Raw genomic sequence first — 11,236 nt, 5'->3', positions numbered from 1 at the left:
CGTCGCCGCCGCCGTCGCGGCAAGCCGGTCGACGGCGCGGTGGTGGCCGAGTCGAACACGACGACCGCGAGCCGCACCGAGCGTGGCCCGGCGCGTCACGATGCGCGTCCCCCGCGCGTTGGCGTGGACGCACCGAAAGTCGGTGCCGAAGCCAAGCCCGGCCTGCTGCATCGGGTCGCGCGTGGGCTGAAGTCGCTGATCACGCGGGCGCCGCGCAGCCAGCACTGACGCCACGCCGCGCGAGTGGCGAGCGATACGAACGGGCGGTCGCGATGCGATCGCCCGTTTTCGTTGGTGCTCTCGACGTGACATTGCCGCGACCAGCCGTCGCGAGGCTTCTGCGATACTCCGTCGCATGACCCTTCTGCGTTTCGACAACGTCGGCAAGCGCTACGCCTCCGGGCGCGAGGCGCTCACGGACGTCAGCTTCGAGGTCGCGCCGGGCGAGATGCTGTTCGTCACCGGGCATTCCGGTGCCGGCAAGAGCACGCTGCTGCGCCTGATCCATCTGACCGAACGCGCCTCGCGCGGCGCGGTGATCTTCGCGGATCGCAACATCGGCAAGCTGCGCGGACGCCGCATGGCGATGCATCGTCGCGAAGTCGGCGTGGTGTTCCAGGATCACCGGCTGCTCGCCGACCGCAGTGTGGGCGACAACGTCGCGCTCCCGCTGCTGTTGCGCGGCATGCATCGCGCGGAGATCGCCAAGCGCGTGCGCTCTACGCTCGACAAGGTCGGCCTCGGCGATCGCGAGAAGGCGCTGCCGCGGCAGTTGAGTGCCGGCGAACAGCAGCGTGTCGGCATCGCGCGTGCCGTCGTCGCCGAACCCAAGCTGCTGCTCGCCGACGAGCCGACCGGCAATCTCGATCCCGCGCTGTCGACCGAGATCATGGGGCTGCTGGATTCGCTGTCCGCGCGTGGCACGTCGGTGATTGTCGCGAGCCACGATCTCGCGCTCGTGCGTCGCATCCGCAAGCGCGTGCTGGTGCTCGATCACGGCCGCCTCGCCGACGACATCGCGCCGGGAGAACTCGCCACATGAGCCCGAAGGCGTCGAAAACCTCGAAGGCGCGTCGCGTCGACGGCGTGCGCACGCGCTCGCGCATCGGCAGCTGGTTCGACCATCACGTCTACAGCCTGGTCGCGAGCCTCGGCCGCATGCTGCGCAAGCCGTGGGCGACGGGGCTGACGGTCGGCGTCATGGCCATCGCGATCGCGCTGCCGCTGGGGCTGTGGGTGGTGCTCGCCAACCTTGCGCAATTCACCGGCGACGTGCAGCAGTCGCGGCAGGTCAGCCTGTATCTCGTGCCGGGTACGTCGCTCGATCGTGCTAATGCGTTGGCGCAGCAGATCCGGTCGCGTTCGGATGTCGTCGCGGTGACGGTTCGGAGTGCGGACGAAGGCCTGAAGGAATTGCGCGAGCAGGGCGGCCTTGCCGATGCCGCGACTGCGCTCGGTGAGAATCCGTTGCCGCATCTGCTGCGGGTGACGCCGCGCGGTGACGATGCGGTTCTGGCGGCGTCGTTGCAGTCGCTGACCGATGTCGACGTCGTGCAGCAGGACGATGCCTGGCGCACGCGGCTCGATCGCTGGCTGACGCTGGGCGTGCGCATCGCGTTGGTGCTCGCCGTGCTGCTCGGGCTCGGTGCGCTGCTGGTCGTCGGCAATACGGTGAGACTCGACATCCAGTCGCGACGCGACGAGATCGAGGTGTTGCAACTGCTCGGCGCCACCGACGGTTTCGTGCGTCGCCCGTTCCTGTATCTCGGCGCGTGCTACGGCCTGTTGTCGGGCGCGATCGCACTCGCGCTGCTCACCGGCGCGGAACTCGCGCTGCGCGAGCCCATCGCCGGCCTCGCGCAGACGTACGGTTCCGCATTCCGCCTGCAGGGCTTCGACCCGATTCGGGCCGCCGTCGCAGTTCTGGGTGCCGGCGTCATCGGCTGGCTTGGCGCGGGGCTGGTGACCGGTCACTATCTCCGGCAGACCCGCTCGACCGGCGATTGATGTGAGCACGGAGCACCAGGATCTTCGCCATCTGACGTCGACATCGGCGCGCGTGATGGTGGTCGATGGATCGAAGCTGGTCCGCAAGCTCATCGCCGACGTGCTGCTTAAGGAAGTACCGGGCATCGACGTCGTCTGCTGCGACAGCGTCGCGCAGGCGCGCGAAGCGCTGTCGAAGGGGCCGGTCGATCTCGTCACCACTGCGATCGCATTGCCCGATGGCGACGGCCTCGCGCTCGCGCGCACCGTGCGCGAAGCGGCCGGGCAGAAGTACGTGCCGATCATCGTCGTCTCCGGCGATGCGCAGTCGCATCTCGAATCACGCACGTTCACCGAAGACGTCACCGACTATTTCGACAAAGGCCTCGGCCATGCCGCGCTCGCGGCGTTCATCCGCGGCTACGTGCATCCGGAGCCGATTCCCGGCGCGCGCGTGCTGTACGTCGAGGACAGCAAGGTGGTCGCGGTCGCGACCAAGCGCATGCTCGAGCGGCATGGCCTCAAGGTGCTGCATTTCATCGGCGTCGAGGAAGCGCTCGCGCATTTCGAGCAGCATCGCGGGCAGGACGACGTCGGTGCGGATCTCGTGCTCACCGACGTGTACCTCAAGGGCGAGCTGAGCGGCCACGATCTTCTCGGTCGCCTCCGCGTGCAATTCGGCTACGGCAAGCGCCGCCTGCCGATCCTCGTCATGACCGGCGATGCGAATCCGCAGAACCAGAGCGAACTGCTGCGCGCCGGCGCGAACGATCTGGTGCTCAAGCCGATCGAAGAACGCCTGCTGGTGACGAAGACGTTGTTCCAGCTGCGCGTAGCGGGCCTGGAGTTGCCGGCGGCGGTCTGATGTCCGGCGCGGTCGCTGCGTCCGACTCGTTGCATTACAAGACGCGTGTGATCGCCGATGTCGGCGACAGGCCGTGGTCGTGCACGTGTCAGTGGCGTCATCGGTCTAAACTCCGGCGTCGTCACCGATAGCGATCGTCGATGCCCAACGGCAACATCCGCCTGGAACCCGGCTGGAAAGCGCATGTCGGCGACTACCTGTTGCGCGACGACATGCAGCACCTCGCCGCGTTCCTACGCGAGCGCAAGCATGCGGGCGCGCAGGTCTTTCCGCCCGGCAACGAGATCTTCGCCGCGTTCGACGCCACGCCGTTCGATCGAACGCGCGTCGTCGTGCTCGGCCAAGACCCGTATCACGGGCCGGGGCAGGCGCACGGGCTCGCGTTCTCGGTGCTGCCGGGCGTGCCGATTCCGCCGTCGCTGCTCAACATCTTCGCGGAGCTGCAGCGCGATCTTGGCATTCCGCGTCCGGACCACGGCTGCCTGCTGCCGTGGGCCCGGCAGGGCGTGCTGCTGCTCAATGCGGTGCTGACGGTCGAATCCGGGCGCGCGGGCGCGCACCAGGGCAAGGGCTGGGAAGGGTTTACCGACCACGTGGTCGACGTGCTCAACGCCGAGCGCGAGGGCCTCGTGTTCCTGCTGTGGGGCAGCTACGCGCAGGCCAAGGGCAAGCGCATCGACACCCGCAAGCACCGCGTGCTGAAGGCGCCGCATCCGTCGCCGCTGTCCGCGCATCGTGGCTTCATCGGCTGCGGGCATTTCTCCACGGCGAACGAGTACCTCGCCCGTCGCGGCGACGCGCCGATCGACTGGTCACTGCCGCCGGCCGCCGTCGTCCGGGCCGAGATATACCGCACGCCAGCGTAGGGTCGGGCGGGGCGATGACAGCGCTGCCATTCGGGGTATTCTCGGCCTGAGCGGCTGTAATCGTTTGCACCGCACCCTTCATTGCACGCGCCGTACGCTTGGGAGTCCTGTCGACCTCCGTGCCCATGAGCCCTACGCCCGCCTCGTTGCTCACCATCTTCGGCGCCTCCGGCGACCTCGCGCAGCGCATGCTGCTGCCGTCGCTGTACGGCCTGCACCGCGACCGCCTGCTTCCGGCGTCGCTGCGCATCCTCGGCACCGCGCGCAGCGAGTTCGACGACGCCGGCTTCCGCGCGAGCGTCGCCGAGGCGATCGAACGCTTCGTGCCTGCGGCCGAGCGCGACGAAGCCGAGATCCGCGGGCTGCTCGAGCGCATCCACTACGTGCCGGCGACGCTAGGCGACGACGCCTCATTCGCGGCGCTGGGCGAACGCATCCGCGAACTGCGCCAGGGCGGCGACGCCGTCTACCACCTGTCCACGGCGCCGCGGTTCTACGGCGACATCTGCCGCGCGCTCGGGGCGATGGACCTTGCCGACGCCGGCACGCGCGTGATGCTCGAGAAGCCCATCGGCCACGACCTCGCCAGCGCGAACGCGATCAACGACGCGGTCGCGGCGGTCTTCAACGAGTCGCGGATCTTCCGGGTCGACCACTACCTCGGCAAGGAAGGTGTGCAGAACCTGCTCGCGCTGCGCTTCGGCAACGCGATGTTCGAGCCGCTGTGGAACGCGCGGCATATCCAGCAGGTGCAGATCACGGTCGCGGAAACGGTCGGCGTCGAAGGGCGCGGCGACTACTACGACGACTACGGCGCGATGCGCGACATGCTGCAGAACCATCTGCTGCAGCTGCTGTGCCTGGTCGCGATGGAGCCGCCGTCGCACTTCGATCCGTCGGCGGTACGCAACGAAAAGATCAAGGTGCTTCGCTCGCTGCGACCGATCGGCCGCAATGAAGTCGTCAGCGAAACCGTCGCCGGGCAATACACGGCCGGCGCGATCGACGGCAAGGCGGTGCCGGGTTACCTCGAAGAACTCGGCCGCCCGAGTCGCACCGAAACCTTCGTCGCCATCCGCGCGCAGGTCGACAACTGGCGCTGGGCCGGCGTGCCGTTCTACCTGCGCACCGGCAAGCGCATGGCGCGCCGCTCGACCGAAATCTACGTGCAGATGCGGCAGGTACCGCATTCGATCTTCGGCGCTGCGCCGCAACCGAACGCGCTGGTCATCCGCCTGCAGCCGGAAGAACGCATCGAGCTGCAGGTGATGAGCAAGACACCGGGCCTGGACCGTGGCGGCCTGCAGCTGTCGCCGGTCGAACTCGACCTCGACATGCACGAGGAATTCTCGACGTACCGCCGCCGCCTCGCGTACGAACGCCTCTACCTCGATGCGATCGAAGGCAACGGCACGCTGTTCGTGCGTCGCGACGAGACCGAAGCCGCGTGGCAGTGGGTCGATGCGATCTACGACGGCTGGCGCGCGGCGGGCGTCACGCCGAAGACGTACCCGGCGGGCACGTGGGGCCCGAGCGCGGCGGTCACGCTGGTCGACCGCAGCGGTCACAGCTGGCGCGAGTGACGATGGCCTGGGTCGAATACAGCTACGACAGCGGCGAAGCGCTCGCCATCGCGCTCGCGCACACGTTGGGCGACACCGCCGAAGCCGCGCTCGACATGCGCGGCCATGCAGCATTCGCGGTCGCGGGCGGTCGTACGCCGTTGCCGGCGTATCGCGCACTCGCGGCGCGCTGGCGGCATGACGTGCGCGCACGCCACATTGTGTTGCTGCCGACCGACGACCGCTGCGTACCGCACGATCACCCGAATTCCAACGTCGGCGAGCTGCGCTCGATCTTCGACGGCAGCCCGGTGCGCATCGAATCGCTCACTACCGCCGACGGCGATCCCGATCGATCCGTGCGTTATGCACGCGCGGTGCTCGCCGATCATCGCGACGATTTCGATGCGGTCGTGCTCGGCATGGGCGCCGATGCGCACATCGCCTCGCTGTTTCCGAACGCGCGCCAACTGGCGGACGGGCTCGGCCCGACGTCGACGCTTGAAGCGCTGCGCGTCGACCCCGATCCGTTGCCCGTCGAGGCGCCGTTCCCGCGCATGTCGCTGACGCTGGCCCGCCTGCTGCGCGCGCGTGCATTGCATGTCGTCGTTACCGGCGACGCCAAACGCGCGGTCCTGCAGGCGGCGTATGCCGACGCCGATGCATCGACGCGACCCGTCGCCGCCCTGCTGCACGCACCCGAGCGCACGGTGCACGTCCACTGGAGTCCCTGATGTCCCTTCATCCCACCGTCGAGCGCGTCACCGCGCGCATCCGCGAGCGCAGCGCGACGTCGCGCGCGACCTACCTCGCGCGCATGGCGTCGATGCGCCACGACGGCCCGGCGCGCGGCTCGCTGGGCTGCGGCAACCTCGCGCACGGCTTCGCGGCCGCCGGCGCCGACAAGCCGCTGCTGCGCGGCAAGGTCGGCGCGAACATCGGCATCGTCACCAGCTACAACGACATGCTGTCGGCGCACCAGCCGTTCGAGAATTTCCCGGTGCTGATCCGCGCGATCGCCCGAGCGAACGGCGGCAGCGCGCAGGTCGCCGGTGGCGTGCCGGCGATGTGCGACGGCATCACGCAGGGCCGCTTCGGCATGGAGCTGTCGCTGTTCTCGCGCGACACCATCGCGCTCGGCACGGCGATCGCGCTATCGCACGACATGTTCGACGGCATGCTGCTGCTCGGCATCTGCGACAAGATCGTGCCGGGCCTGCTGATCGGCGCGCTGAGCTGGGGCCACCTGCCGTGCATCCTCGTCCCGGCCGGGCCAATGCCGTCGGGCATTCCGAACAAGGAAAAGGCGCGCATCCGCCAGCTGCATGCGGAAGGCAAGGTCGGTTACGACGAACTGCTCGAAGCCGAAGCGGCGTCGTACCACTCGCCGGGCACGTGCACCTTCTACGGCACGGCCAATTCGAACCAGATGCTTATGGAGGTGATGGGCCTGCACATGCCGGGCACCGCCTTCGTCAATCCGGGAACGGCGCTGCGCGATGCGCTCACCGTCGCGGCGACCGAACGCGTGCTGCAGATCACCGCACTCGGTAACGAGTACACGCCGCTGTCGGAGATCGTCGACGAACGCACGATCGTGAATGCGATGGTCGGCCTCGCTGCGACCGGCGGTTCCACCAACCACGCGATCCATCTCGTCGCCATCGCGCGCGCTGCCGGCGTGCGCATTGACTGGGACGATCTCGACGAACTCTCGCGCGTCACGCCGCTGCTCGCGCGCGTGTATCCGAACGGCAGCGCGGATGTGAACCATTTCGAGGCGGCGGGCGGCGTCGGTTTCGTCATCCGCGAACTTCTCGACGGCGGCCTGCTGCATGAAGACATCAAGTGCGTGCACGGCGGCAGCCTGCGCGACCAGGCCAAGCAGCCGTATCTCGACGGCACGACGCTGAAGTGGGCCGATGCGCCCGCGCAGTCGCGGGATCCGTCGGTCGTACGTCCGCTCGCCGAACCGTTCGACGCCGAAGGCGGCCTGCGTCGCCTGCGGGGCAACCTCGGCCGCGCGGTGGTGAAGGTGTCGGCGGTGGCGCCCGAGCATCGCGTCATCGAAGCGCCGGTGCGCGTGTTCGAAGCGCAGGAGATGCTGCTCGAAGCGTTCCGCGCCGGCCTGCTCGAAGGCGACTTCATCGCCGTCGTGCGCGGGCAGGGGCCGAAGGCGAACGGCATGCCGGAACTGCACAAGCTCACGCCGACGCTATCGGTGCTGCAGGATCGCGGCCAGAAGGTCGCGCTGCTCACCGACGGCCGCATGTCCGGTGCGTCGGGCAAGGTGCTCGCCGCGATCCATCTCACGCCGGAAGCCGCTTCGGCGGGGCCGATCGCGAAGCTCGAATCGGGCGACATCGTGCGCATCGATTCCGACGCCGGCACGATCGACGTGCTCGTCGATGACGCAACGTGGGACGCGCGCGCGCCGCAACTCCCGAATCTTTCCGCCAACCACAGCGGCATCGGCCGCGAACTGTTCGCGCTGATGCGCCGTGAAGTGGGGAGCGCCGAAGAAGGCGCCTGCGCCCTGCTCGACGCCAGCGACCGGGAACTCTCCGCATGAGCCAACTGGGGCTGATCGCCGACATCGGCGGCACCAACGCGCGCTTCGCACTCACCGATCTCGATGCGCCGACGCCGTCGCTGCACGACATCCGTCCGCTGGCCTGCGGCGACTTCGCATCGCTGCAGCACGCCTGCGAGCACTACCTGCAGAGCGTGGGCGCGAAACCGACGCGCGCGGCGATCGCGGTGGCGTCGCCGGTCAACGCCGACGAGATCCGCCTGACGAATCGCGCGTGGTCGTTCAGTCGTCGCGAACTCGAGCATGCGCTCGGCCTCGATCAGTTGCTGCTGCTCAACGATTTCGGTGCGGTGGCCTGGGCGGTGCCTGCGCTGTCGGGCGATGACGTGCTGCATCTCTACGGGCCGTCGCAACAGCCGCCGCGTTCGCCGGTGACGGTGATCGGCCCGGGCACCGGCCTCGGCGTCGCGCTGGCGATGGGCGACGACGCCAGCGGCTGGCGCGTCATCGAAACCGAAGGCGGGCATATCACGTTCGCGCCGGTCGGCGACGAGGAACGCACCATCGCGCGCTGGCTCGATTCGCTGCACGGTCGCACGTCGACCGAGCGCGTGCTCTGCGGCACTGGACTCGCGCAGATCGACGCGGTGCTGCGCGATCCCGAGCGTCCCGCGCACAACGCGCCGGTGCTGCGGGATCCGGCGGAGGTCGTGCGCCTCGCACTCGAAGGGCACGATCTCACCGCACGACGCGCGCTCGCGCGCTTCTGCGCGATCCTCGGCAGCGTCTGCGGCGATGTCGCGCTGGTGCACGGCGCACGCAGCGTGATGATCGCGGGCGGCATCGTGCCGCGCTTCGTGCCGTTCCTGCGGTCGAGCGCATTCCGTGAGCGTTTCCTCGCGAAGGGACGTTTCGCCGCCTATCTCGAGAACGTCGCGATCGACGTGATCACCCATCCGCAACCCGGCCTGCTCGGCGCCGCCGTGGCGCTGCGGGCGACGACGGAGACGCATCGATGAACTGGACGCCCGAAACCCGCGCCGCGCGCGTCGACGCCATCCTCGCGCAGGCCCCAGTCGTACCGGTCCTCGCGATCGAGCGGGTCGAAGACGCGGTGCCGCTCGCGCGCGCGCTCGTCGACGCCGGCCTGCCGGTGCTGGAAATCACCCTGCGTACGCCCTGCGCGCTCGATGCGATGCGCGCCGTGGTGATCGAGGTGCCGAACGCCGTCGTCGGTGCCGGCACGATGCTGCGGTCGGAGGATTTCCGCGCCGTGGAAGCAACGGGTGCGGTGTTCGGCATTTCGCCGGGCGCGACGCCGACGCTCTACGACGCCGCGGAGCTCAGCGCGCTCGCGTTCCTTCCCGGCGTCGCGACCGCCACCGAGCTGATGATCGGCATGGAGCGTGGCTATCGGCGCTTCAAGTTCTTCCCGGCTGAAGGCGCGGGCGGCGTGGTCGCGCTCAAGGCGTTCGCCGGCCCCTTCCCGGAGATCCGCTTCTGCCCGACCGGCGGCATCGACGCGGCGAAGGCGTCGAGCTATTTCGCGCTGAGGAACGTCGCGACGGTCGGTGGGTCGTGGATGGTTCCGGCCGATGCGCTGGCATCGCGCGACTGGGATCGCATCGGTCGCCTGGCGCGCGAAGCGGCGGGGCTGCGCGCCCGCTGAGGCTCAGTGCGGACGGCCGCGGCGTACCAGCCGCGCCAGCTGTCCGGCACCGAAGGCGAGCACCGCGACCCCCGAGATCAGCAGCAGCATGACCGGGCTGTCGCCAAGCATGAAGTCCAGGATCATGCCGCGAGCATACGCCTGCCGGCCGCGACCGCGCTGAACGCCGCCCCGAAACGCGACGGGCCGCCCGAAGGCGGCCCGTGCGTCCGACGCGCGGCTCAGGCGGCGTCGGGAATCGCTTGGCGGCGCGCACCGCCCATCGCGCGGCTGCCGACCAGCGCGAACGCGATCGTCGCCAGCAGCGTCACGAACATCAGGTGGATGTAGTGCGGCGGCTGCGGCAGCATGTGGCGTGCCGTCAGCGCCGGCCAGCCGAAGGTGAAGAAGCCATAGAGCGTGGTGCCGAACACCAGGGCCCAGCGCACCGCCTTCGCGTTCACGCCGTTGAAGAAGATCGCGACGATGAATGCAGCGAGCACCGGCATCGAGTACAGGCCGTTGAGCTGCTGCAGCGTGCCCATGATGCTCTTGGACTGCGTGTACAGCGGCACGATCGCCAGCGACAGCACGGTGAACGCGATGGTGACGATGCGGCCGAGGCGCTTGGGATCGGCCGACGGATTGATCTTCACCAGGTGCACGTCGACCGTGTACAGCGCCGCGGCCGAATTGAGTGCCGCGCTGTAGCTCGACAGCACCGCGCCGGTGATCGCGGCCGCGAACGCACCCGACAACCACGACGGCAGCACGAGGCCGACGAGTCGACCGTAGGCATCGTCGTCGACGTCGCCGAACAGCTTGAACGCAAGGATCCCCGGCAGCACCACGATCGCCGGCGTCAGCATCTTGAAGAACGCGGCGGCGTAGATGCCCTTCTGCGCTTCGCGCACTGTCGGCGCGGCGAGCGCGCGCTGCGCGATCACCATGTTCGTGCCCCAGTAGAACAGGTGCGCGAACAGCATGCCGGTGAACAGCGTCTGCCACGGAATGTCGGAATCCGCGGACCCGATCAGCGTGAGCCGCTCGACGGGCACGCTCGACAGATCCCAGTGAACGGCATTCAGTGCGAACACCGTGACGAGCACGCCCATCACGAGCAGCACGACACCCATGTAGGTATCGGAAATGGCGATGGCGCGCAGGCCGCCGATCGCCGCGTACGCAAGGCCGCCGATCGCGAACAGCGCGGCGATGGCAATGATCGGCAGGTCCGGATGGAACATCGACGCCATGAACTTGGAGCCGGTGTACAGCACCATCGGCAGCAGGATGAAGAGATAGCCGAGCAGGAACATCACCGACACCGCACGGCGCAGGCCCGGATCGCCGAGGCGACGTTCCAGCAGTTCGGTGGTCGTCGTGCACTTGTAGCGGTAGTACATCGGCACCAGCACATGCGCGAGCACGAGCAGGCCGGCGGCGGCGCCGAATTCCCACCACGCCATGAGCATGGTCTGCGCGCCGTTCATGCCGACGATCTGTTCGGCCGAGATGTTGGTGAGCAGCAGCGAGCCGGCGATGAACGGCCAGGTCAGCGAGCCGCCGGCGAGGAAGTAGTCGCGACCGCGATCGGTGGTGTGGCGTTCGCGGCGGCAGCGCCACCACGTGGCGAGCGCGACCAGCGCGGTCAGCGCGAGAAAGACGGCGACCTGTACGGCATTGGAGGACATCGGCAACTCCATCGTCGCAAAAGAAAAGCCCCTGCCGTCGGAGAGAACCGGCAGGGGCCCGGGGGTTACGCGTGCAGCGGAA

Annotated in this window: 11 protein-coding genes and 1 pseudogene; 10 read left to right on the top strand and 2 right to left on the bottom strand. The window is 68.8% G+C overall.

Annotated elements, in window-relative coordinates; genetic code table 11:
• The 10 genes and pseudogenes from EVS83_RS15685 to EVS83_RS10830 all read left to right on the top strand — a co-directional run.
• Positions 1 to 228: pseudogene (locus EVS83_RS15685) on the top strand (hypothetical protein); the annotation flags it as partial.
• 127 nt (positions 229 to 355) lie between these two features.
• Positions 356 to 1,042 carry a cell division ATP-binding protein FtsE gene (ftsE, locus tag EVS83_RS10870; protein WP_133501071.1) on the top strand — a complete coding sequence of 229 codons (687 nt, stop codon included), beginning with the start codon at positions 356 to 358 and terminating at the stop codon, positions 1,040 to 1,042.
• The gene (gene ftsX, locus EVS83_RS10865; protein ID WP_133501070.1) at positions 1,039 to 2,007 is read left to right on the top strand and encodes a permease-like cell division protein FtsX; all 969 of its coding nucleotides are present in this window, start codon (positions 1,039 to 1,041) and stop codon (positions 2,005 to 2,007) included. Before ftsE ends, ftsX begins: the two co-directional genes overlap by 4 nt.
• 55 nt (positions 2,008 to 2,062) lie before the next feature.
• Positions 2,063 to 2,851, top strand: coding sequence for a response regulator (locus tag EVS83_RS10860; RefSeq protein WP_133501072.1), 789 nt, complete (start codon positions 2,063 to 2,065; stop codon positions 2,849 to 2,851).
• Between the two features lie 140 nt (positions 2,852 to 2,991).
• A complete protein-coding gene (ung, locus tag EVS83_RS10855) occupies positions 2,992 to 3,717 on the top strand; it encodes a uracil-DNA glycosylase (protein ID WP_133501069.1) in 726 nt (241 codons plus the stop codon).
• 125 nt (positions 3,718 to 3,842) lie between these two features.
• Positions 3,843 to 5,300, top strand: coding sequence for a glucose-6-phosphate dehydrogenase (zwf, locus tag EVS83_RS10850; protein ID WP_208108736.1), 1,458 nt, complete (start codon positions 3,843 to 3,845; stop codon positions 5,298 to 5,300).
• A gap of 2 nt (positions 5,301 to 5,302) precedes the next feature.
• Entirely contained in the window at positions 5,303 to 6,013 is a 711-nt protein-coding gene (gene pgl, locus EVS83_RS10845; protein ID WP_133501067.1) for a 6-phosphogluconolactonase, read from the top strand.
• Positions 6,013 to 7,851: a phosphogluconate dehydratase gene (gene edd / locus EVS83_RS10840; RefSeq protein ID WP_133501066.1), complete on the top strand. Its 1,839-nt coding sequence runs from the start codon at positions 6,013 to 6,015 to the stop codon at positions 7,849 to 7,851. Before pgl ends, edd begins: the two co-directional genes overlap by 1 nt.
• Entirely contained in the window at positions 7,848 to 8,831 is a 984-nt protein-coding gene (gene glk, locus EVS83_RS10835; protein ID WP_133501065.1) for a glucokinase, read from the top strand. The genes edd and glk overlap by 4 nt, the downstream gene beginning before the upstream one ends.
• The gene (locus EVS83_RS10830) at positions 8,828 to 9,481 is read left to right on the top strand and encodes a bifunctional 4-hydroxy-2-oxoglutarate aldolase/2-dehydro-3-deoxy-phosphogluconate aldolase (RefSeq protein WP_133501064.1); all 654 of its coding nucleotides are present in this window, start codon (positions 8,828 to 8,830) and stop codon (positions 9,479 to 9,481) included. The genes glk and EVS83_RS10830 overlap by 4 nt, the downstream gene beginning before the upstream one ends.
• A gap of 3 nt (positions 9,482 to 9,484) precedes the next feature.
• On the opposite strand, the gene EVS83_RS16175 is transcribed toward EVS83_RS10830, so the two are convergent.
• Both EVS83_RS16175 and EVS83_RS10825 read right to left on the bottom strand, forming a co-directional pair.
• Complete coding sequence (locus EVS83_RS16175; RefSeq protein ID WP_281275113.1) at positions 9,485 to 9,607, bottom strand: hypothetical protein; 123 nt, start codon at positions 9,605 to 9,607, stop codon at positions 9,485 to 9,487.
• Between the two features lie 95 nt (positions 9,608 to 9,702).
• Positions 9,703 to 11,154 carry a sodium:solute symporter family transporter gene (locus tag EVS83_RS10825; RefSeq protein WP_133501063.1) on the bottom strand — a complete coding sequence of 484 codons (1,452 nt, stop codon included), beginning with the start codon at positions 11,152 to 11,154 and terminating at the stop codon, positions 9,703 to 9,705.
• Positions 11,155 to 11,236 lie beyond the last annotated feature (82 nt).

The organism is Cognatilysobacter terrigena (assembly GCF_004361065.1).
Classification (GTDB): Bacteria; Pseudomonadota; Gammaproteobacteria; order Xanthomonadales; family Xanthomonadaceae; genus Cognatilysobacter; species Cognatilysobacter terrigena.
This window is presented reverse-complemented; position numbering and strand designations above follow the sequence as displayed.

Coding starts and splice junctions, on each gene's coding strand:
- ftsE (WP_133501071.1), top strand. CDS start 356: ATGACCCTTCTGCGTTTCGACAACGTCGGCAAGCGCTACGCCTCCGGG.
- ftsX (WP_133501070.1), top strand. CDS start 1,039: ATGAGCCCGAAGGCGTCGAAAACCTCGAAGGCGCGTCGCGTCGACGGC.
- EVS83_RS10860 (WP_133501072.1), top strand. CDS start 2,063: ATGGTGGTCGATGGATCGAAGCTGGTCCGCAAGCTCATCGCCGACGTG.
- ung (WP_133501069.1), top strand. CDS start 2,992: ATGCCCAACGGCAACATCCGCCTGGAACCCGGCTGGAAAGCGCATGTC.
- zwf (WP_208108736.1), top strand. CDS start 3,843: ATGAGCCCTACGCCCGCCTCGTTGCTCACCATCTTCGGCGCCTCCGGC.
- pgl (WP_133501067.1), top strand. CDS start 5,303: ATGGCCTGGGTCGAATACAGCTACGACAGCGGCGAAGCGCTCGCCATC.
- edd (WP_133501066.1), top strand. CDS start 6,013: ATGTCCCTTCATCCCACCGTCGAGCGCGTCACCGCGCGCATCCGCGAG.
- glk (WP_133501065.1), top strand. CDS start 7,848: ATGAGCCAACTGGGGCTGATCGCCGACATCGGCGGCACCAACGCGCGC.
- EVS83_RS10830 (WP_133501064.1), top strand. CDS start 8,828: ATGAACTGGACGCCCGAAACCCGCGCCGCGCGCGTCGACGCCATCCTC.
- EVS83_RS16175 (WP_281275113.1), bottom strand. CDS start 9,607: ATGATCCTGGACTTCATGCTTGGCGACAGCCCGGTCATGCTGCTGCTG.
- EVS83_RS10825 (WP_133501063.1), bottom strand. CDS start 11,154: ATGTCCTCCAATGCCGTACAGGTCGCCGTCTTTCTCGCGCTGACCGCG.